General features: G+C 67.2%; 15 protein-coding genes, 1 pseudogene and 1 riboswitch. Of the genes and pseudogenes, 11 read left to right on the top strand and 5 right to left on the bottom strand.

Annotated elements, in window-relative coordinates:
• The 8 genes and pseudogenes from NFW30_RS10145 to NFW30_RS10110 all read left to right on the top strand — a co-directional run.
• Positions 1–601, top strand: a pseudogene (locus NFW30_RS10145) (hypothetical protein); the annotation flags it as partial.
• 309 nt (positions 602–910) lie between these two features.
• Positions 911–2,893, top strand: a complete 1,983-nt coding sequence (gene tkt / locus NFW30_RS10140; RefSeq protein ID WP_295349810.1) for a transketolase — start codon at positions 911–913, stop codon at positions 2,891–2,893.
• A gap of 21 nt (positions 2,894–2,914) precedes the next feature.
• Positions 2,915–3,913 (top strand): type I glyceraldehyde-3-phosphate dehydrogenase, encoded by a 999-nt coding sequence (gap, locus tag NFW30_RS10135; RefSeq protein WP_295349811.1) that lies wholly within the window; start codon positions 2,915–2,917, stop codon positions 3,911–3,913.
• A 69-nt stretch (positions 3,914–3,982) separates the two neighbouring features.
• Entirely contained in the window at positions 3,983–5,422 is a 1,440-nt protein-coding gene (gene pyk / locus NFW30_RS10130; RefSeq protein WP_295349812.1) for a pyruvate kinase, read from the top strand.
• A 120-nt stretch (positions 5,423–5,542) separates the two neighbouring features.
• Positions 5,543–6,607, top strand: a complete 1,065-nt coding sequence (gene fba, locus NFW30_RS10125) for a class II fructose-bisphosphate aldolase (RefSeq protein ID WP_295349813.1) — start codon at positions 5,543–5,545, stop codon at positions 6,605–6,607.
• Between the two features lie 53 nt (positions 6,608–6,660).
• Entirely contained in the window at positions 6,661–7,983 is a 1,323-nt protein-coding gene (locus tag NFW30_RS10120) for a DUF3422 domain-containing protein (RefSeq protein WP_295349814.1), read from the top strand.
• 106 nt (positions 7,984–8,089) lie between these two features.
• The gene (locus NFW30_RS10115) at positions 8,090–9,028 is read left to right on the top strand and encodes a phosphoribosylaminoimidazolesuccinocarboxamide synthase (RefSeq protein ID WP_295349816.1); all 939 of its coding nucleotides are present in this window, start codon (positions 8,090–8,092) and stop codon (positions 9,026–9,028) included.
• A 61-nt stretch (positions 9,029–9,089) separates the two neighbouring features.
• Positions 9,090–9,866: a DUF2189 domain-containing protein gene (locus tag NFW30_RS10110; RefSeq protein WP_295349817.1), complete on the top strand. Its 777-nt coding sequence runs from the start codon at positions 9,090–9,092 to the stop codon at positions 9,864–9,866.
• A 274-nt stretch (positions 9,867–10,140) separates the two neighbouring features.
• On the opposite strand, the gene NFW30_RS10105 is transcribed toward NFW30_RS10110, so the two are convergent.
• On the bottom strand, positions 10,141–10,338 hold the full coding sequence (locus NFW30_RS10105; RefSeq protein ID WP_295349818.1) for a prepilin-type N-terminal cleavage/methylation domain-containing protein: 198 nt from the start codon (positions 10,336–10,338) through the stop codon (positions 10,141–10,143).
• A 203-nt stretch (positions 10,339–10,541) separates the two neighbouring features.
• On the opposite strand from NFW30_RS10105, the gene NFW30_RS10100 reads away from it, so the two are divergent.
• Together NFW30_RS10100 and NFW30_RS10095 are read left to right on the top strand one after the other, a co-directional pair.
• Positions 10,542–12,638 carry a M3 family metallopeptidase gene (locus NFW30_RS10100; protein ID WP_295349819.1) on the top strand — a complete coding sequence of 699 codons (2,097 nt, stop codon included), beginning with the start codon at positions 10,542–10,544 and terminating at the stop codon, positions 12,636–12,638.
• A 19-nt stretch (positions 12,639–12,657) separates the two neighbouring features.
• Positions 12,658–13,185 (top strand): glutaredoxin family protein, encoded by a 528-nt coding sequence (locus tag NFW30_RS10095; protein WP_295349820.1) that lies wholly within the window; start codon positions 12,658–12,660, stop codon positions 13,183–13,185.
• 34 nt (positions 13,186–13,219) lie between these two features.
• Here NFW30_RS10095 and rpoS read toward each other — a convergent pair whose 3' ends face one another.
• Genes rpoS through surE form a run of 4 tightly spaced genes read right to left on the bottom strand, consistent with a single transcriptional unit; the run spans position 13,220 to position 16,630 of the window.
• Positions 13,220–14,176, bottom strand: coding sequence for an RNA polymerase sigma factor RpoS (gene rpoS / locus NFW30_RS10090; RefSeq protein WP_295349822.1), 957 nt, complete (start codon positions 14,174–14,176; stop codon positions 13,220–13,222).
• Between the two features lie 2 nt (positions 14,177–14,178).
• Positions 14,179–15,222 carry a peptidoglycan DD-metalloendopeptidase family protein gene (locus NFW30_RS10085; protein WP_295349824.1) on the bottom strand — a complete coding sequence of 348 codons (1,044 nt, stop codon included), beginning with the start codon at positions 15,220–15,222 and terminating at the stop codon, positions 14,179–14,181.
• Positions 15,223–15,230: 8 nt separating this feature from the next.
• Positions 15,231–15,863 (bottom strand): protein-L-isoaspartate(D-aspartate) O-methyltransferase, encoded by a 633-nt coding sequence (locus NFW30_RS10080; RefSeq protein WP_295349826.1) that lies wholly within the window; start codon positions 15,861–15,863, stop codon positions 15,231–15,233.
• Positions 15,864–15,886: 23 nt separating this feature from the next.
• Positions 15,887–16,630, bottom strand: coding sequence for a 5'/3'-nucleotidase SurE (gene surE, locus NFW30_RS10075; protein ID WP_295349828.1), 744 nt, complete (start codon positions 16,628–16,630; stop codon positions 15,887–15,889).
• Between the two features lie 327 nt (positions 16,631–16,957).
• Positions 16,958–17,055: riboswitch (cyclic di-GMP riboswitch) on the top strand.
• A 70-nt stretch (positions 17,056–17,125) separates the two neighbouring features.
• On the opposite strand from surE, the gene NFW30_RS10070 reads away from it, so the two are divergent.
• Positions 17,126–22,147 (top strand): M10 family metallopeptidase C-terminal domain-containing protein, encoded by a 5,022-nt coding sequence (locus NFW30_RS10070; RefSeq protein WP_295349830.1) that lies wholly within the window; start codon positions 17,126–17,128, stop codon positions 22,145–22,147.
• Positions 22,148–22,456 lie beyond the last annotated feature (309 nt).

Below are 22,456 nucleotides of genomic sequence, written 5' to 3'. Positions count from 1 at the left end.
GCTGCCGGTCTATGAAAAGCTCGGCGATGTGCGCTCGAAGGCGGTGACGCAGGGCAGGATTGCCGACATCCTGCAGGCGCGCGGGCAGCTCGACGAGGCGCTGCGCATCCGGCTCGAAGAACAGCTGCCGGTCTTTGAAAAGCTCGGCGCCGTGCGCGAGAAGGCGGTGACGCAGGGCAGGATTGCCGACATCCTGCAGGCGCGCGGGCAGCTCGACGAGGCGCTGCGCATCCGGCTCGAAGACCAGCTGCCGGTCTTTGAAAAGCTCGGCGATGTGCGCGAGAAGGCGGTGACGCACTTCCGGATCGCTTCACTACGTCTGGCGAGGAACGAGCAGCAGAGCGTGGAAGGCTTCGTGGCCATTTTCGAGAGCCTCCGCCAGGCCTACGACATCGCCGCCCGGTTAGGCATTGCCGACGGGCTCGCGGCCGTCGGGCCGCTTTACGCGCAGGTCCTGGCCAGGAGGCAGGCGTTCACGCCGGCGCTCGAGGTGCTGGCGGCGGTGGACGAAGCCTGTGTGGTGCTCGGCGACGAGGCCGGGCGGCAGCAGGCGGCTGCCCTGCGGCAGCAGATCGAGGCGATGCCGGACGCGCAGTCCTGACGGTCGCGCAGCCCGCCTGGTGCGGGCGGCGGCAGCACGTCACGACCGGCGCAAGGCGGCGCGCTGCCAGTTCGCCGAGGCACCCGCGCTGCACGAGGGTTGCGTTCGCCGGCAGCGCTGCCGGTTTTCGGTGCCGCTCCCGACACAGGCCGGATGCTGCGCGGCGCGAGCCACCGCGATCACCCGCATCACTGCCGCAGCAGCCCCGGCCTGGCCGTCGCATGCGGACAGGAAGGTGGCAATAGTGCCGCTTTTGGCGGATAATCCGCACATGCGATTCAACCTCCTGTCCCGGACTCGCGAAGCATCGTGCCCACACAATTTTCCCCCCTGACCAGCGTCATCCGCGCCCTCGCCATGGACGCGGTGCAACAGGCCAACTCCGGTCACCCCGGGATGCCGATGGGGATGGCCGAAATCGCGGAAGTGCTCTGGCGTCGCCACCTGCGCCACAACCCGGCCGATCCCGGCTGGCCCGACCGTGACCGCTTCGTCCTCTCGAACGGCCATGGCTCGATGCTGCTCTATGCGCTGCTGCACCTCAGCGGCTATGACGTTTCGCTCGACGATCTGAAGAAGTTCCGCCAGTTCCGCTCGCGCACACCAGGCCACCCCGAAGTCGGGCACACTGCCGGCGTCGAGACGACGACCGGCCCGCTCGGGCAGGGGCTGGCCAACGCGGTCGGCATGGCGATCGCCGAACGGATGCTCGCCGCCGAGTTCAACCGGCCCGGGCACGAGATCGTCGACCACGCGACCTACGTCTTCGTCGGCGATGGCTGCCTGATGGAGGGAATCTCGCACGAGGCATGCTCGCTCGCCGGCACCCTCGGGCTCGGCAAGCTGGTCGCCATCTACGACGACAACGGCATTTCGATCGATGGCCACGTCGCGGGCTGGTTCACCGACGACACCCGGCAGCGCTTCGAGGCCTACGGCTGGCGGGTGATCGCCGACATCGACGGCCATGACACGCAGGCGATCGACGAGGCGCTGCTGGCAGCGCGCAGCGATGACGAGCGGCCGACGCTGATCTGCTGCCGGACGCGGATCGGCTGTGGTGCGCCGAACAAGGCTGGCAGCCACGACGCACACGGCGCACCGCTGGGAGCCGCCGAAGTTGCCGCGACGCGCGCCCACCTCGGCTGGCCGCACGCGCCTTTCGAGATCCCCGTCGAGGTCTACGCGCAGTGGGACGGCCGGGTGCGCGGCAACTTCTTCCAGAGCAACTGGCAGGAGCGTTTTGCCGCCTATGCAGAAGCCTTTCCCGAACTGGCTGCCGAGTTCGATCGCCGCATGCGGGGCGAACTGCCGGCCAGCTGGCCGGCTGCAGTTGCGGGTTGCCTGGCCGAAGCCGCCCGTGCCGGCAACATCGCCACGCGCAAGGCCTCGCAGAACGCCATCACGGCCCTGGCGCCGTGCCTGCCGGAACTGGTCGGTGGCTCGGCGGACCTGACTGGCTCGAACCTGACCTGGTGGCCGGGCGCGCAGGCGATCACGGGTCAGCAGGGCGGCAACTACATCTACTACGGCGTGCGTGAGTTTGCCATGACGGCAATCGCCAACGGCCTGGCGCTGCACGCGGGGCTGCTTCCCTACACCGCCACCTTCCTGGTGTTCTCCGACTACGCACGCAACGCCATCCGCATGGCGGCACTGATGCGGCTGCGGCAGATCATGGTCTATACCCACGATTCGATCGGCCTCGGCGAGGATGGACCGACGCACCAGCCGATCGAGCATCTGGCCTGCCTGCGGCTGATCCCGGGGGTCGACGTGTGGCGGCCGGCCGACGCCACGGAGACCGCGGTCGCCTGGGTGGCCGGCGTCGAGCGCCGCGACGGGCCGACGATCCTCGCCCTCTCGCGGCAGAACCTGCCCTTCGTCAGCGGCGCCGCAGCCACATCGACGATCCGGCGTGGCGGCTACGTGCTGGCGGACTGCCCGGCGCCTCGTGTCATCCTGATCGCCACCGGCTCGGAGCTTCACCTGGCGCTCGACGCGCAGCGGACACTGGCGGCGGACGGCATCGCCGCGCGCGTGGTTTCGCTGCCCTGCTGCGAGGTTTTCGACCGCCAGGAGCCGGCCTATCGCGACGCCGTGCTGCCGCGAGCGGTGCCGCGACTGGCGATCGAAGCCGGCGTGAGCGGCTTCTGGTACAAGTACGTTGGACTCGACGGTGCCGTGCTCGGCATCGATCGATTTGGAGAGTCGGCACCCGCCGACCAGTTGTTTGACTCTTTCGGTTTCACCGTGGCCAATGTGGTCAGGATCGTGAAATCACTGCTGTAATTTCTCAAGGAGACCGTTTCAATGACTATCAAGGTAGGCATCAATGGCTTTGGTCGTATCGGCCGCATGGTTTTCCGCGCCGCCGTCAAGAACTTTCCGGACATCGAGGTGGTCGGCATCAACGACCTGCTCGAGCCCGACTATCTGGCGTACATGCTGAAGTACGACTCGGTCCACCGCCGCTTCGACGGTGACATTTCGGTCGACGGCAACACGCTGGTGGTCAATGGCAAGAGAATCCGCCTGACCGCCGTCAAGGATCCCGCCGAGCTGAAGTGGAACGAAGTCGGCGCCGACGTCGTCGTCGAGTCGACCGGCCTCTTCCTGACCCTCGACACCTGCCAGAAGCACATCGCCGCCGGCGCCAGGAAGGTCATCCAGAGCGCCCCGAGCAAGGACGACACGCCGATGTTCGTGTTCGGCGTCAACGACCAGACCTACGCCGGGCAGACGATCATCTCGAACGCTTCGTGCACGACCAACTGCCTGGCACCGGTGGCCAAGGTCCTCAACGACAACTGGGGCATCAAGCGTGGCCTGATGACCACCGTGCATGCGGCCACCGCCACCCAGAAGACCGTCGATGGCCCGTCGAACAAGGACTGGCGCGGTGGCCGTGGCATCCTCGAGAACATCATCCCGTCCTCGACCGGCGCTGCCAAGGCTGTCGGCAAGGTCATCCCCGAGCTCAACAAGAAGCTCACCGGCATGGCTTTCCGCGTTCCGACCTCGGACGTGTCGGTCGTCGACCTGACCTGTGAACTGAGCAACGAGGCCACCTACGAGCAGATCTGCGCCGCCATGAAGGCCGCTTCCGAGGGGCCGATGAAGGGCGTACTCGGCTACACCAACGAGAAGGTCGTGGCGACCGACTTCCGCGGCGAGAGCTGCACTTCGGTGTTCGATGCCGAAGCCGGGATGGCGCTCGACGGGACCTTCGTCAAGATCGTCTCGTGGTACGACAACGAGTGGGGCTACTCGTGCAAGGTGCTCGAAATGGTCCGGGTGATGACTCGCTGAGCGAGTGACAAGGGGCGCCTGCGGGCGCCCCGCTGGCTGCAGCCGACCAATTTCAACCGCAGAAGAAGAATGTCACGAGATACCAAGATCGTTGCCACACTCGGTCCGGCGTCGTCGAGCAGCGAGGTGCTCGAACGGATGATTCGCGCCGGCGTCGATGTCGTGCGCCTCAATTTTTCGCATGGCACCGCCGACGACCATATCGCGCGTGCGCAGATGGTGCGTGAAGTGGCGGCACGCGTGCAACGGCCGGTCGGCATCCTCGCCGACCTGCAGGGGCCGAAGATCCGCGTCGGCAAGTTCGCCGAGGGCAAGATCTGGCTTGAACAGGGCGCCCGTTTCATCCTCGACTCGCGCTGCGAGCTGGGCGACGGCGAGCGCGTCGGTCTCGACTACAAGGACCTGACGCGCGACGTCTCCGCCGGCAGCGTCCTCCTGCTCGACGATGGGCGCATCGTCCTCGACGTCGAGCGGGTGATCGGCAGCGAGATCTTCACCAGCGTTCGTCACGGCGGCGAACTCTCCAACAACAAGGGAATCAACCGCCAGGGCGGCGGCCTGTCGGCACCGGCACTGACTGCCAAGGACATGGACGACATCCGTACGGCGGCAAGCATCGGTGTCGATTTCGTCGCCGTGTCGTTTCCCAAGAGTGCCGCCGACATGTACATGGCGAAGCAGTTGATCCACGCCGCCGGCGGCCAGGCGGCGACCATCGCCAAGATCGAACGGGTCGAAGCCGTGGCGGCGCTCGACGAGATCATCGCCTCGTCGGACGGCATCATGGTCGCGCGCGGTGACTTGGCGGTCGAAGTGGGCGATGCGGCCGTACCGGCACTGCAGAAGCGGATGATCCAGCTGGCGCGGGAGAAGAACAAGCTGGCGATCACCGCGACGCAGATGATGGAGTCAATGATCCTCGCGCCGACACCGACGCGGGCCGAGGTTTCGGACGTCGCCAACGCCGTCCTCGATGGCACCGATGCCGTGATGCTCTCGGCCGAGACGGCTTCGGGCAGGTATCCGGTCGAGACCGTCGAAGCGATGACCAGGATCTGCCAGGCCGCCGAGCGATCGGCCGAGGTCACTCTCGACAGCGCCTTCCTCAATCAGGTGTTCACGCGCATCGACCAGACGATTTCGCTGGCCGCGATCTGGACGGCGCACCATCTCAAGGTCAAGGCGATTGCCGCGCTCACTGAATCCGGCGCGACGGCGCTCTGGATGAGCCGCCTCAACTGTGGCGTCCCGGTCTACGCACTGACCCCGCGCCCCGAAGCGCTGACCCGGATGTGCCTGTACCGCGCGGTCTATCCGCTGTTCATGACGCAGCGACCGAGCACCCGCGACGAACTGCTGCACGATGCCGAGGAACTGCTGACCAGCGCCGGCATCGTCGAGAAGGGCGACTTCATCGTCCTCACTGCCGGCGACCCGATGGGCAGCAGCGGCAGCACCAACACACTGAAGATCGTCCGTGTCGGCGATCGACAGGCTTACCAGGTCTGAGGGGAGCAGCGAACTTCCTCCGGCATCATCTGCTCGCTCCGCGCGGACCATCCTTTCCGGCAGGCCGCACAGGCGGCTTGCTCCGCCCGCCACGGCGGGCAACACTTGGAGATGACAATCATGCCAATCGTATCGATGCGCCAATTGCTCGACCACGCAGCCGAGAACGGCTATGGTCTGCCCGCTTTCAACGTCAACAACATGGAACAGGTGTGGGCGATCATGGAAGCCGCCACCGAGGTCGACGCGCCGGTGATCATGCAGGCCTCCGCCGGCGCCCGCAAGTATGCCGGCGAGCCCTTCCTTCGCCACCAGATTCTCGCGGCACTCGAAGCCTATCCGCACATCCCGATCGTCATGCACCAGGACCATGGCCAGTCGCCCGCTGTCTGCATGTCCGCCATCCGCTCCGGCTTTTCGTCGGTCATGATGGACGGCTCGCTGATGGCCGACGGCAAGAGCGTCGCCTCCTACGAGTACAACGTCGAGGTCACCAGCAAGGTGGTCGAATTCGCCCATGCCATCGGCGTCTCGGTCGAAGGTGAACTGGGCGTCCTGGGATCGCTCGAAACGATGCGCGGCGACAAGGAGGACGGGCACGGCGCCGAAGGCACCATGACCCGCGAGCAACTGCTGACCGACGTCGAACAGGCCGCCGATTTCGTCAGGCAGACGCAGTGCGACGCACTGGCGATCGCCATCGGCACCTCGCACGGTGCCTACAAGTTCACCAAGAAGCCGACCGGCGACATCCTGGCGATCGACCGCATCCGCGAGATCAACCAGCGCATCCCGAACTGCCATCTGGTGATGCACGGCTCGTCGTCGGTACCGCAGGAACTGCTCGAGGAGATTCGCCAGTTCGGCGGCGACATGAAGGAGACCTACGGCGTGCCGGTCGAAGAGATCGTCACCGGCATCAAGCACGGTGTGCGCAAGGTCAACATCGACACCGACATCCGCCTGGCGATGACCGGCGCGATTCGCCGCTATTTCGCCGAGAACCCAGCCAAGTTCGACCCGCGCGACTACCTCAAGCCGGCCCGCGAGGCGGCGAAGAAGATCTGCCGCGCGCGTTACGAGGCCTTCGGCACCGCCGGTCAGGCGAGCCGGATCAAGGTCATCCCGCTCGACCGGATGGCCGAACGCTACCGCAGCGGCGAGCTGAAGCAGATCGTCGTCTGATCGAGCAAGCAGCGGCTGCGGCGCTCGCGAGCGCCGCAGCCGCTTCCTGACCGATGGCACCGCAGCCCGAGCAGCCACTTGCCGGCCTCGCGCAGCACCCGCTGCGCGAGCTGCTCAGCGACGAGTTCCATGCCCGCCCGGCGCCCCCCCTTGTGGCGCCGGTTCTCGTCTCGCACCTCGCGTTCACCCACGATGCCGCCTCGCTCGCCGGCGAAGGCCAGCGTCTCGGCGACGCCGCCCGTCAAGCCGGCATGAGCCGGCTGAGCGGCTCGGACGACTCGATCCTGTTCGCCGGTGCCGGCTTCATCGTACGCTGGGAGCGGCACACGGAGTTCTCCTGCCACACGGTATTCTGCTCGCCGGCCGCCATCGGCGAGACGGCGGCAGCCACCCGCGCGCTCGACCTGCTGCCGCGCGCGTACCTGCAAGGGATACCCGGACGACTGATCGTCGCCACCCACGTCGAGCTGCGATCGGTGAACGAAGTCTCACCGCAATCGGTCACCGCCAACCTTTCCCCTACCGGTCGGCAGATGATCGCAGCCCAGGTTGCCGACCAGGCTGCCTGGGTTTTCACCGATTTCATGCTCGACCAGGGCGCGACGACGTTTCTCGTCCTCGACCAGTCGCTGACCCCACGCCAGGCGGGACGCACGGTACAGCGCCTGCTCGAGATCGAGACCTATCGCCTGCTGGCACTGCTGGCGCTGCCGGTGGCGCGGGAGATCGGCGCCTGGATGCACGACGCCGAAGAGGAACTGGCGACGATGGTCGACCACATCGGCGAAGCCAGCTCGCCGAGCGACGAGAGCCGGGTTCTCGGCGAGCTGACGCGACTGGCGGCAAAGGTCGAGCATTCGCTGGCGCGCACCACCTTCCGCTTTGGCGCCGCCCGCGCCTATCACCAGCTGGTGATGCAGCGCATCAGCGAACTGCGCGAAACGCGCGTCAGCGGCTGTCCAGGCTTTCACGAAATCATGCAGCGTCGACTGCTGCCGGCCATGCAGACCTGCAAGGCGATGGCCAGCCGGCAGGACGAGCTGTCGGACCGACTGGCGCGCACCAGCCAGCTGCTGCGCACGCGCGTGGACGTCGAGGTCGAAAGGCAGAACCAGCAGCTGTTGACGCAGATGAACCGGCGCGCCCACCTGCAGTTGCGGTTGCAGGAGACCGTCGAGGGACTGTCGGTGGTCGCCATCACCTACTACGCCTCGCAACTGGTGCATTATCTCGCCAAGGGTGGCGCGCACCTGCTGCCGTGGATCTCGCCCGAACTGGCAACCGCGACGTCGATTCCGCCGATCGCAGCCTGCGCCCTGCTCGGCATCCGCCGCCTGCGCCGGCGGCTGCAGCAAAGGGAAGACGCCGCGCATTGAGGAGCGCCGCGGCAGCGCTGCGGCGGCCGCCGGGCCGCGCGCTTTCTGCCCTATAATCGCGGGCTTCGACCGTCTCTCCCGCCATCGCCGCCCCCGGAACAAGAACGTGAGCGCAGCCCTGTTCGAATCGAGCATCACCAGTCTGCCGCTGCTCGGCCGCGGCAAGGTGCGCGACATCTACGCCGTCGGCAGCGACCGTCTGTTGATCGTCACCAGCGACCGCCTTTCGGCCTTCGATGTCGTCCTCCCCGACCCGGTGCCTGACAAGGGCCGCGTGCTGACGCGCCTCGCCCGCTTCTGGTTCGACCGCCTCGCGGCGATCATTCCCAACCAGCTCACCGGCATCGACCCGGAGTCGGTCGTCGCTGCCGACGAACGCTGGCAGGTGCGCGGGCGTGCGCTGGTCGTCAAGCGGCTGCGACCACTGCCGATCGAGGCGGTGGTGCGGGGCTACCTGATCGGCTCCGGCTGGCAGGATTACCAGACGAGCGGCGCCGTCTGCGGCATCGCCCTGCCCGCCGGCCTGCAACTCGCCAGCCGCCTGCCGCAGCCGATCTTCACGCCGGCGACGAAGGCGGCGATCGGCGATCACGACGAGAACATCGCGTTCGAACGCGCTGCTGCCGAATGCGCGCGTGCGCTCGCCGACCTGCTGCCGGCCAGCGGACGCAGCGGCGAGGAGGTCGCCGGGCAGGCACGGCAGGCAGCCGTCGCGCTGTACACTGCCGCCGCCGCGCACGCAGCCGCGCGCGGCATCATCATCGCCGACACCAAGTTCGAGTTCGGACTCGACGCCGGCGGTGTACTGCACCTGATCGACGAGGCCCTGACTCCGGACTCGTCACGCTTCTGGCCAGCCGACGCCCATCGCGAGGGCTTCAGCCCGCCTTCCTTCGACAAGCAGTACGTGCGCGATTACCTGCAGACCCTGGCCTGGAACAAGCGGGCGCCTGGCCCCCGCCTGCCGGCCGAGGTGCTCGCCGGCACGCGCGCCCGCTACGTCGAAGCCTGCGAACGGCTCACCGGCGAAACATTCATCGACTGATCGACCGCCGGGCGCACCGTGCATCGCCGCGGTCCGCGCCCCTCTCGCAGAAGGAGTGCGCATGCGTGTGGAGACAAGCCCGACAACCGAGCACCATGATCCGGTACCTGCCGTACGCAGCGTCGGCATCGGCCGGCCATGGGCCTGGCTCGCCGCGGGTTGGCGCGATCTGCTCGCCAACCCGATCGCCAGCCTGGCCTATGGCCTGCTGTTCGCGATCGCCGGCGACCTGATCACCATCTTCGCTTGGCGCAACGGACAGATCTTCATCGTCGCCACCTCGGGCTTCTTCCTCGTCGCGCCGCTGCTCGCCGGTGGCCTCTACGAGATCAGCCGGCGCCTGGAAAGTGGCCAGAAGTCGACCTTCATCGGCTCGCTCGCCGGCGGTCGACGCAACGCCATCGAACTGGCCAAGCTGGGACTGCTGCTCGGATTCTTCGGCCTCGCCTGGGAACGCATCTCCAGCTTCCTCTTCGCTTTCCTGGCACCCGGCATCGCTCCCGACCTGCTGGCCCTGCTGGCCGAGATCCACCTCTCGGTCGAGCACCGCGACCTGCTGCTGATCTGGATACTCGCCGGGGGAATCCAGGCGCTGCTGGTGTTTTCGCTGACCGTCGTCTCGGTCCCCATGCTGCTCGACCGGCCGGTGACCGTCGGCACCGCCATCCGCACCAGCCTGCGCGCCGTCGACGCCAACCTGTTGCCGATGCTCGTCTGGGGCGCAACCGTCGTCGTCCTGACGGCGCTGGGCTTCCTCACCCTGTTCTTCGGCCTCGTCGTCCTCATGCCGCTGCTCGGGCACGCAACTTGGCACGCCTATCGCGACTTGTTGGAATAGGCAACGGCCTCACCGCCGTGGGCCGCCCGGCGCCAGCAAGGCTCTCGTCCCATCCGGCTGAACATGCCCGGAACCTTCCTTGACCGGTTCGAGTTTCTTGCGGCCGCCGATGGACGAAACCGAGCTGCTCAGGGGGAACACGTTACCGTCAAAAAAAGTCGATCCCGGTTGCCCATCCGCGTCACCCGACTGCCCGAAATCGTCAGCCTGACGCTTCCCAGCCGAGTGCCGCGGTCGCTCTGCACGCACTTTCTCGGCGCGGCCCGGAACGCTGCTACTGCGTCGAACTCGCGATCGTGGCTGCCATCAGGAGATTGCGCGCGTCGGTCTGCGCCGCCTTGTCCTCCCCCTTGGCGACGAACTCGGAGAAACGAGGCACCGCGATGGCGGCCAGAATGCCTATGATCGCGACGACGATCATCAACTCGATCAGGGTGAATCCCTTGGCCGACCTCGTGGTCTTCTGAAACATGTCCCGCTGCTCCTGAGTGAAGACAGGCGAACGAGAGCAACTTGCATGCCATCGTGCGGACAGGGGAGCGCAGATTCGCTTCACCAGGCGCCGCTCGGCCCGGCGACGTGGCGCGCCCATCGCGACCGGGTACAATAGCCGGCAGCCTCACTGGCGCCGGCCGCCGGCGCCGGTAAAGCCCTCTTCCCACCTGGAAACACAGCATGAACGACCACCACAACCTGCAGGACAACCCGCTGCTCGATCTTTCCGGCCTGCCGCGTTTCGATCTGCTGTCGCCGGACGATGTGCAGCCGGCGATCACCGAGTTGCTCGCCCGCTGCCGCAGCCTGGTCGACCGACTCGCGTCCGCTGCCGTCGCCGCCACGTGGACGGATTTCGCCGCGCCGCTGGCCGACGGTTTCGAGCAGCTGTCGCGCGCCTGGGGAATCGTCGGCCATGTGCACTCGGTCAACGACGTGCCAGCATGGCGCGACGCCTACAACCGGATGCTGCCCGAAGTGTCGCGCTTCTACGCCGAGGTCGGCCAGAACCTGCAACTCTTCGACAAGTACCGGACGATCGCCGCCGGCAGCGAGTTCGCCATGCTGTCGCCGGCACAGCAGCGGGTCGTCGAGCACGAGGTGCGCGACTTTCGCCTGGCGGGAGCCGAGCTGCCGGCGGCGAGCAAGCCGCGCTTCCAGGAAATCAGCGAAGAACTGGCACAGCTGGCGGCGCGCTTCTCCGAGAACCTGCTCGACGCGACCAACGCCTTCAGCGAACTGGTTACCGACACCAGCGAACTGGCCGGCTTGCCCGACGACGTGCTCCAGGCGGCGCGCGAAGCCGCCGAGCGCGACGGCAGCAGCGGCTGGAAGTTCACCCTGCACATGCCCTCCTACCTGCCGGTGATGCAGTACGCCGACAGCCGGCGCCTGCGCGCCGCGATGTACCGTGCCTATGCCACACGTGCCGCCGAGTCCGGCCCCGCCGAGCTCGACAATACGCCGCTGATCCGGCGGATTCTCGAACTGCGTCATGAGCAGGCCGGGATGCTTGGCTACGGCAGCTTTGCCGAGGTCTCGCTGGTGCCCAAGATGGCCGAGTCGGTCACCCAGATCCTCGCCTTCCTGCGCGACCTGGCGACCAGGGCACGGCCTTTCGCGGAAAGGGACGTCGCCGACCTGCGTGCCTTCGCGAGCAGCGAACTCGGCCTGCCGACGATGGAAGCCTGGGATGTCGCCTACGTCTCGGAAAAGCTGCTGCAGGCGCGCTACGCCTTCTCCGAGCAGGAGGTGAAGCAGTACTTCACCGAAGACAGGGTTCTTGCCGGCCTGTTCTCGGTCATCGAGAGTCTGTTCGACGTCCGCCTGCGGCCCGACCGGGCGCCAGTCTGGCACGAGGATGTCCGCTTCTTCCGCATCGAGAACGCGGCCGGCGAGCTCGTCGGGCAGTTCTACCTCGATCTCTACGCGCGCGAGACGAAACGCGGCGGCGCCTGGATGGACGAAGCAATCGGCCGCCGCCGCACTGGCCGCCAGTCGTCGGATGGCAGCAGCGACGCCATCCAGAAGCCGGTCGCCTACCTCAACTGCAACTTCTCGCGACCGGTCGGCGAGAGGGACGGAAAGCCGCGACCGGCGATCTTCACCCACGACGAAGTCAGCACCCTGTTCCACGAGACCGGCCATGGTCTGCACCACCTGTTGACGCAGGTCGACGAAGCGGGCGTTGCGGGAATCCACGGCGTCGAATGGGACGCCGTCGAGCTGCCCTCGCAGTTCATGGAAAACTACTGCTGGGAGTGGACCGTCCTGGAAGGGATGACCGCCCACATCGACAGCGGCGAAAGCCTGCCGCGCGCGCTGTTCGACAAGATGCTGGCGGCGAGGAATTTCCAGAGCGGCATGCAGATGCTGCGGCAGGTCGAGTTCTCGCTCTTCGACCTGCTGCTGCACAGCGACTTCGATCCGGCCGGCGAGCGCAGCGTGCTCGAACTGCTTGCCGAAGTGCGGCGCGAAGTCGCCGTTCTCGAGCCGCCGCCATGGCACCGCTTCCCGAACGGCTTCTCGCACATCTTTGCCGGCGGCTACGCCGCCGGTTACTACAGCTACAAGTGGGCCGAGGTCCTTTCGGCCGACTGTTACGGCGCCTTCGAAGAAGCCGAAAACCCATTCGACCGGAGGACCGGCGAGCGCTTCCTGCGCGAGATCCTGGCGGTTGGCGGCAGCCGGCCGGCGATCGACAGCTTCCGTGCCTTCCGCGGCCGCGAGCCGCAGGTCGACGCACTGCTGCGTCACTGCGGAATGGTCGCGACCTGAACGGCGAGGGAGCAAGCGCATGCGCACACCGACAATCCGCGGCGGCAGCCGCTTCCTTCTTGCCCTGTCCCTGCTCTGGCTGCTGCTGACCAGCGCCGGCGCCGAGACGATCACCTATCGCTGGGTCGACCCGGTCACCGGCGGCACGGTCATCTCCGACATGCCGCCTCCGCCAGGCGCGAGGAACGTCAGCCGATCCACGACGAGCGCCAGCAGCAGCGAGGAGCGACCCCTCCCCTATGCCGTGCGCCAGGCGAGCGAGAAGTTTCCCGTCGTGCTCTACACCACCGAGCGCTGTGGAAAGGACTGCCAGGACGCGCGTGAGCTGCTCAGGCAGCGCGAGGTTCCATTCACGGAGAAGGCACTCAGCAGTGAGGAGGAATTCGCCGACCTCGGCCGCTTGCTCGGTAGCGAAGCGGCCTTTCCCAGCGTCACCATCGGCCGCCAGTTCCTGCGCGGTTTCGACGCCGCCAGATGGAATTCCCTGCTCGACGCCGCCGGCTACCCCGCCCGGGCAAACCGGCCGGCCGGCACGCGCAGCCCGTGATGGCAGGCGCCGCGACTGCCGCCGCCCGCCCCCGTCAGAGCAGGTTGTCGGCCGTGCCGCCGCCGCGGCGGATAATGCGCCGCAACTGATCGATGGCTTCGATCTGGATCTGGCGCACCCGCTCGCGCGTCAGGTTCATGTCGAGGGCGATCTCCTCGAGCGTGCAGGGCTCGCTTCCGCCGAGACCGTAGCGACGCTGCAGCACCTCCCGCTGCTTGTCACCCAGCTGCGCCAGCCAGCGCACCAGCAGATCGCCGATCTCGTTGGCCTGCAGCAGCTCGTCGGGTTCGAGCAACTGCTCGTCGGGAATCACGTCGCCGATCGTTCGGCTGGGATCGACCTGCAGCGGCGCATCGAGCGACGCGATCCGCTCGTTCAGCGCCATCACCCGCCGCACCTCGTCACCCGTCCGATCGATCAGGTGGGCGATCTGGTCGATGCAGATGTCGCGACCGCTGGCGACCTCGAGATGGCGAATCGCCCGCAGGACGAGGTTGATCTCCTTGACCACGTGTACCGGCAGGCGGATCGTCCGCGACTGGTTCATGATCGCGCGCTCGATGCCCTGCCTGATCCACCAGGTCGCATAGGTCGAGAAGCGAAAGCCGCGCTCGGGATCGAACTTCTCGATGGCGTGGATCAGGCCGAGATTCCCCTCCTCGATCATGTCGAGCAGCGGCAGACCACGGTTCAGGTAATGCTTGGCGATGTTGACCACCAACCGCAGGTTGTGCTCGATCATCTTCTGCCGCGCGAGGAAATCCCCGGCGCGCGCCCGGCGCGCCCAGGCGGCCTCCTCGGCCGGCGAAAACAGCGGCTTGGCGCCGATCTCATTGAGGTAATGCTGCGTCACGTCGTTGAGCAGTTCGGCCTCGGGTGACGGCAGCGAATCGATGCCTTCGGGTACCGGATCGGGTTCGTCAACGGCCCACTCGCCCGCCTCGATCTCGTCGGCGAAAGGGTCCAACCCGGCGTCGTAGGGAGCGGGCATCGTCAGCGTCCGGGCAGGAGCTTCAGCGGGTCGACCGGCTTGCCCTGGCGCCGGATCTCGAAGTGCAACTTGACCTGGTCGGCGTCGGTATTGCCCATCTCGGCGATCTTCTGTCCCTTGCCCACCGACTGGCCCTCCTTGACCAGCACGTTCTGGTTGTGCGCGTAGGCGGTCAGGAAAGTGTTGTTGTGCTTGACGATCACCAGCTTGCCATAGCCGCGCAAGCCGGTGCCACTGTAAACGACCTTGCCGCTACCGGCTGCCACGACACTGTCGCCAGCCTTGCCAGCGATGTCGATTCCCTTGTTACCGCCCTCGCTGAAGGTGGCGACCAGCTTGCCGTTCGCCGGCCACATCCAGCTGACATCTTCATTGCCGGAAGCGTCACCGCTACGGGCCTCGTTGTCAGCCTTCGCCTCCGGCCTGGCCTCCGCTTTGGCCTCCGCTTTGGCCTCGGGCTTCATCTCGGTCTTCACCTCGGGCCTGGCCTCGGGCCTCGCTTCCGCCCTCGCCACAACGGGAGCGACCGCCACCGCCGGCTCAGCTGCCTGCGCCTGCGCACGCGCCAGCGCCTGCTCCGAGTAGGGCTCCTTGCCTGCCAGCGGCGCCCGCTTGAACAGGTCCGCCGTCGCTGCCGGCGAACGCTGTTCGCCAGCCGGCGACGGGCTCGCCGTCAATGGTCGCTGTTCGACCGCCGCGCCGGCGGCAATCGGCCGCACGACGACGCCCTCGGCGGCAGGAGCCGCACCGGGCGGCCGGACGCGCAGCACCTGACCGACCAGGATCCGGTTCGGATTGTCGATCCCGTTCCACCCAGCCAGTTCACGGTAGTCCAGCCCGTGATCGAGCGCGATCGAATACAGGGTGTCGCCCCGCTTGACGACGTAGCCGTCCCGGCTGCCCGTTGTCGCGGGAACCGCCTGCCGCGCCGGCACCCGCGCTGCCTCCTCGGCCGGCGCCGATCCCTTGCCGGCGCAGCCTGCCAGAACGAACGGCACCGCCAGCAGGCCGGCCAGAAGACGAATCGGAAGAACTGGGACAGGCACCTGATCCTTCATTGGACCCCCGACAGGAGCGGAACGAAGCGCACGGCGTCGAGGCGGGATTCGAGCAAGCCCTCGCGGCCTCGCTCGATCAGCACCAGCTGCTGCGCACTCGCACCGAGCGGCAGGATGAGGCGGCCATTCTCCGCCAGCTGTTGCAGCAGCGGCGGTGGCACGCGGGCCGCCGCCGCCGCGACGATGATCGTGTCGAAGGGCGCCGCCTCCGCCAGACCGAGCTGTCCATCGGCATGCTTGAGGCGAATCTCGGACTTGCCGATCGCGCGCAGGTTGGCCCGCGCCTTGGCGAGCAGCGGCCCGATCCGCTCGACCGCATAGACCTCGTCGGTCAACTGCGCCAGAACCGCCGCCTGGTAGCCACAGCCGGCGCCGATATCGAGGGTCTTGCCGAGTTTCTGCCGGCCGGCACGCAGCGCCTCGATCATCCGCGCCACGACATAGGGCTGCGAAATGGTCTGCGAATAGCCCAGGGGAAGTGCCGTGTCCTCGTAGGCGCGCGACGCCAGCGCCTCTTCGACGAAGACATGTCGCGGCACGGCGGCAATCGCCGCCAGCACCTCCTCATCGGCGATTCCCTGTTCGCGCAGGCGCTCGATCATGCGCGTGCGCGTGCGCTGCGAGGTCATTCCGAAACCGGCGGCCGCCCCGCTCACTGCGCCAGCCACGAGCGCACCAGCGACAGTTGGGCCGTGTGCGTGAGGTCGATCTGCAACGGCGTCAGCGACACCTGGTTGTTCTGCACGGCGAAAAAATCGGTGCCCTCGCCGGCATCCTGTGCCTCGCCGGCAGCACCGACCCAGAAGACCGTCTCGTTGCGCGGCGAGATCGTGCGCACCACCGGCTCCGCCTTGTGGCGCTTGCCGAGGCGTGTGACGACGATGCCTGCCAGTTCCTCATGGCTGACGTCGGGAACGTTGACGTTGAGCAGCACCGGCGCACGCAGCGGCTGCCGCTGCAGCAGCAGGACCAGTTCGCGCGTGACCCGGGCGGCGGTCGCAAAATGACCGCCGGCCTTGCTGCACAGCGAAACCGCCAGCGACGGCACGCCGAGCAGGAAACCCTCGGTGGCGGCGGCAACGGTGCCCGAATAGATCGTGTCGTCACCCATGTTGGCGCCGATGTTGATGCCCGAGATCACCATGTCCGGCAGTTGTTCGAGCATGCCGGTGACCGCCAGATGGACACAGTCGGTCGGCGTCCCGTTGACGTAGTAGAACCCGTTCGCCGCCTGCTTCAGCGACAGCGGGCGATCGAGCGTCAGCGAGTTGCTGGCACCGCTGCGGTCGCGCTCGGGCGCCACGACGGTAATCTCCGCGACATCGCCCAGCGCCCGCGCCAGGTGTTCGATTCCTGGTGCGAAATAGCCATCATCATTGCAAAGCAGGATCCGCATCTCGATTCAGGAAGGGTGTCGAACACCGGCAAGCCACAAGGCAACCACCATCCGGCCGGCCACGAGGGTGAGGTCCCGGATTACCCGCCCGGCTGCCGTGCATTATAGCGAGCTGCCGGGCTTGCTCAAAGCACGCAGCGGTCTCGCGCCAGGGTCGCGCTTGACACCAGCTGCCGGCAACCGCGGCCCGCAGTCAGGCAAACGTGAATTCCGACACGGATTGGCCGTGTTTCGTTCCCGATTCCGCTTGACTTTCTGCCACCGCTGGACTAGAGTGAGGTCGTTTTTCGGTGGGTGCGAGTCTGGCCATCGTGGTCGGTACCTGCACCCTGTCAATGGCAAACGGAGGGAAACCTCCGGACGCAAAGCCACGGACCCTACCCCGAGTTGCCACAATGGCTCGGAAGGGTGGCCGGGTTGCCCGAATGGCGCGCGCCCTTTGCGCTGATCGAGTGCCTCCCCCAGCTTTGCGTCCACGCGGCAGAGGGAGTCGATATGGCACTCGCATCGTGGACCCAACAGCAGATCCTGGACCAGCTGATCTCCGGCTACCGCTGGAGCGGGTCGACCATCACCTACGCTTTTCCGACGACGGCCTCCGGCATGTACGGCGGCAACAATGAGCTGCCCGGTTTCGTCGGCCTCAATGCGACGCAGCAGGCAGCCGCCGAGCGGGCGCTGCAGACCTGGGACGACCTCATCGCGCCGAACCTCGTACGCACCACCGCCGGCAACTCGAACATCGAGATCGGCACCTCGAGCACCGGGGTCAGCTACGCGCATGCCTACTATCCGTCGATCGGCAGCGTCTGGTTCAACCGCGCCTATGCCGATCTGATGTCGCCGCAGGTCGGCCAGTATTCCTTCCAGGTCTATGTGCACGAACTCGGACACGCGCTCGGCCTCGACCACATGGGCGACTACAACGGCACGGGCAACTGGACGCCGTCCTCGTTCCAGGACAGCCAGGTGTACTCGGTGATGTCGTACTTCGGCCCCAACACCGGCCGCGGCAGCAGCAGCCAGATCGCCTGGGCCGACTGGGTCGGTCGCGACGGCCGCACCTATTCGCCACAGACGCCGATGCTCAACGACGTCCTCGCCATCCAGACGATCTACGGCGCCGACACGACCACCCGCAGCGGCGACACGGTCTACGGCTTCGGCAGCAACGTCGGCGGCTCGATGGCGGCGATCTTCGACTTCGCCCTCAACGCGAACCCGATCCTGACGATCTACGACGCCGGCGGCGTCGACACGCTCAACCTCAGTGGCTGGGACACGAACTGCACGATCAATCTGGCACCGGGCTCGTTCTCGTCCGGCAACAGCATGACCAACAACATCGCCATCGCCTACTCGTGCTTCATCGAGAACGCCGTCGGCGGCTCGGCGGCAGACCAGATCAGCGGCAACGCGCTGGCCAACCGGCTCGATGGCGGCGCCGGCAACGACAGCCTGTTCGGCGGCGACGGCGACGACATCCTGGTCGCCAGCCTCGGCGACGACCTGCTCGACGGCGGCGACGGCAACGACAGCGTCGTCTTCGGCGGCAGCTATGGCAGCTACACTTACACCTATGCGGAGAACGTCGGCTTCAACTTCTACAGCACTGTCAGCGGCTCGGATACGATTCGCGAGATGGAGATCTTCGTCTTTGCCGACGGCAGCAAGTCGGTCAGCGAGCTCCTCGGCGGCGGCTCGCTGCGCTCACTGGTATCGATCAGCGCCGACATCGCCCAACAGCTTGAAGGCCACAGCGGCACGACGGTCTTCACCTACAGGGTGAAGCTGAACACCGCCAGTTCGTCGGTGCAGACACTCAACTGGAACCTGCAGGGCACGGGCACCGCGCCGGTCAGTCCGGCGACCGACTTCTCCGGCGCGACCTCGGGCAGCATCACCTTCGCGATCGGCGAGACCGAGAAGACGATCTCGGTCACGGTGCAGGGCGACCGCGTGGTCGAAGCCAACGAATCCTTCGTCGTGACCCTGTCCAACCTGTCTTCGGGCCTCGGTTTCAGGACATCGAGCGCCACCGGCATCATCCTCAACGACGACGCGGCGAACAGCGACGACTACGGCGCCACGCCTGCGACTGCCGGCGCCTTGACCGTCGGCGGCGGCCCGCTGACCGGCTGGCTCGAGCGTACCTCCGACAGCGACCTGTTCGCCGTCAGCCTCAGCGCCGGAACGACCTACGTCTTCGATCTCCAGGCTCCGGGATCGGCGGTGGACGCGTACCTGTCGCTGCATGGCCCGACCACCACGACCAGCCTGTCGTCGGCGATCGCCAGCAACGACAACGCCGCTGCCGGCAGCGGCAACGCGCAGATCATCCATGCCGTCAGCAGCAGCGGTACCTACTACCTGCTCGCCCGCGACGCCCGTGGCGGCACCGGCAGCTATACGCTGCAGGCCGCGACCTTCGCCGGCCAGACGCTGAGCGGCGACGACAGCGGCAGCCAGCTCACCGGAACGCCGGGCAACGACGAACTCTACGGGCTCGGCGGTGCCGACACCCTTTCCGGCGATGCCGGCAACGACCACCTCGATGGCGGCACCGGTGCCGACCTGATGAATGGGGGCACCGGCAACGACAACTACGTCGTCGACGACGCCGGCGACGTAGTCATCGAAAGCAGCACGACCGGCGGCACCGACCGGGTCTGCTCGTCAGTGAGCTTCGTGCTCGGCAGCAACCTGGAGGAACTGCTATTGACCGGTGCGGCAAGCATCAACGGCACCGGCAACACCCTGGCCAACCGTCTGGGCGGCAACAGCGGCAACAACGTCCTCGACGGCCAGGCCGGCGTTGACACCTTCACCGGTGGCGCCGGCGACGACACCTTTGTCCTCGACGCCGCGGCCGAACTGGCCAACGTCAGCGAGAGCGCCGGCGAAGGCAACGACGGCTTGCGCATCGTCTACTCCAGCTCGGCGCCGCAAACCATCAGCCTGACGGGCGCCCTCGCCCATATCGAGAACGTCGAACTGCGCGGCAACGGGCCGTTCACCGTGATCGGCAACGGCACCGCCAACCTGCTCCGCGGCAACGCCCAGGGCAACCGGCTCGAGGGCGCCGCCGGCAACGACACGCTCGACGGTCAAGGTGGTGCCGATCAGCTCGTCGGTGGCGACGGCGACGACCTCTATCTCGTCGACCACATCGCCGACGTGGTCACCGAGGAAGCCAGCGCGGGCAGCGACAGCGTCCTCGTGGCGATCAACATCAGTGGCGCCACTTTCGTCCTTGGCGCCCATGTCGAGAACGCCAGCGTCGTCGGCAGCTTCGCCAACAACCTGATCGGCAACGATCTGGCCAACGTGCTGACCGGGAACGCCCTCGCCAACCGGCTCGACGGCGGCGCCGGGGTCGACACGCTGACTGGCGGCAGCGGTGGCGATACCTACGTCGTCGACGACGCCGCCGACGCCATCATCGAAACCGCGACGCTGGCGAGCGAGATCGACACGGTGATCAGCAGCGTCAGCTGGACGCTCGCCGCCAACCTCGAGAATCTCGTGCTTTTCGGCAGCGGCGACCTGTTGGCCAGCGGCAACTCGCTGAACAACGTCCTGACCGGCAACGCTGGCGCCAACCGCATCGACGGCGGCGCTGGCGCCGACACGATGTTCGGCGGCGCCGGCAACGATACCTACGTCGTCGACAACGCAGGCGACACGGTCTTCGAAACGACGGGCGCCAGCAGCCTTGTCGATGCCGGCGGGATCGACACGGTCGAAAGCACCGTCAGCTGGACGCTCGGCAACTTCGTCGAGAATCTCGTGCTCGGCGGCAGCGGCAACTTCGGCGCCACCGGCAACGCACTCGCCAACACGCTGCGCGGCAACGCCGGCAGCAACGTCGTCGACGGCAAGGCGGGTATCGACCTGCTCGACGGTGGCGAGGGTGCGGACATCTATCTGATCGCTGCGGCGAGCGATCATCCGGCCGCCGAGATCGCCGACAGCGGCTCGAGCGGCTGTGACGAGGTCCGTTTCGCGGCGACTACCGGCACGCTGACCCTGTTTGCAGGCGACAGCGGCATCGAGCGGGTGGTGATCGGCACTGGCGTCGGCGAGATCGTCAACGCCAGCGGTACCAGCGCCGTGAATGTCGACGCATCGCTGGTCGGCAATGCGCTGTCGATCACCGGCAACGCCGGCGCCAACGTCCTCACCGGCACCGCCTACGCCGACCGCATCGACGGCGGCGCTGGCGCCGACCGGCTGATCGGCGGTGGCGGCAGCGACACCCTGATCGGCGGCGCGGGCAACGACGTCTACGTCGCCGATGCCAGCGATTCGGTCAGCGAGACCTCGACGCTGGCGAGCGAGATCGACACCATCGAAACGAGTTCCTCCTGGACGCTGGGAGCCAACCTCGAAAACCTCCGGCTGCTCGGATCCGCTGACCTCAGCGGCACCGGCAACGCGCTGAACAACATGCTGACCGGCAACGGCGGCGCCAATCTCCTGGACGGTGGTCTTGGCGCCGACACGGTGTTCGGCGGTGCCGGTGATGACACCTACGTCGTCGACAACCTCGCCGACAAGGTCTTCGAAACGGCGACAGCCAGCAGCCCGGTCGACAGCGGCGGCAACGACACCGTTCGCAGCAGCGTCAGCTGGACACTCGGCAACTTCGTCGAGAACCTCGTCCTCGTCGGCAGCGACCATCTCGGCGCCACCGGCAACGCCCTCGCCAACACGCTGCGCGGCAACGCCGGCAACAACGTGCTCGACGGCAAGGCGGGCATCGACGTACTCGATGGCGGCGAGGGATCGGACCTCTATCTGATCGCTGCGGCGAGCGAGCATCCGGCAGCGGAGATCGCCGACAGCGGCAGGAGCGGCAGCGACGAGCTCCGTTTCGCGGCGACCACCGCCAGCACGCTGACGCTGTTCGCCGACGACCGCGGCATCGAGCGGGTGGTCATTGGCAGCGGGCTGGGTCAGACGGCAGTCAGCAGCGGCACGGTGGCGCTCAACGTCGATGCCGCGCTGGTGGACAATGCGCTGTCGATCCTGGGCAACGCCGGCGCCAATATCCTCAGCGGCACCAGCCACGCCGACACGCTCAACGGCGGCGGCGGCGCCGACCGGCTGCTCGGTGGCGACGGCAACGACCGACTGCTCGGCGGCACGGGCAACGACAGCCTGACCGGCGGCGCCGGCGCCGACCGCTTCGTCCTCGACCAGGCGCTCAGCGCGACCAGCAACCGCGACCTGCTGACCGACTTCCTGCCGGGCAGCGACCAGATCGAGCTGAGCCTGGCCGTTTTTCGCGCCCTCGGCGGAGTTCCGGGTGGACTGAGCAGCGAGCAGTTCTGGTCGGGCGCTGGCGTCACGCGGGCACACGACGCGAGCGACCGCCTCATCTACAACACGACCACCGGTGACCTTTACTACGACGCCGACGGCAACGGCAGCGGCGCCGCGGTCGCCATCGCGCTGATCGGCATCGACACCCATCCGCTGCTCGGCCATGCCGACTTCGCGTTGATCGCCTGATCGACTGCTCCGCCCGAGGGTCGGTCCCCGGCATGCTGCGAAGACCCCGTGGCATGCCGGGCAAACCCGACCACCCGGCTCCCCCAACCCAGCAGCGACCGACTGGTGGCGACCGCCGCATCGCTGCCGCCAGCATCAGGTTGCCGCTTTCCTGCCCCCCTTGGCGGGCGATCCCGTCGTTGGTCGGCGCCGGAAGGCTCAACTTCCATCACGCCATGCCGGCAGGAAACGCATGCGCCCAACTGCTGGAAAAAACCTAAGCCGGCGAAGCCGGAACCAAACAGGATGAGGTTTCTGTCATAGCCAAAA

This window comes from Accumulibacter sp., from assembly GCF_023806635.1.
Taxonomy (GTDB): domain Bacteria; phylum Pseudomonadota; class Gammaproteobacteria; order Burkholderiales; family Rhodocyclaceae; genus Accumulibacter.
Note: the sequence above shows the minus strand (reverse complement) of the source record. Positions and strands in the feature narration are given on the sequence as shown.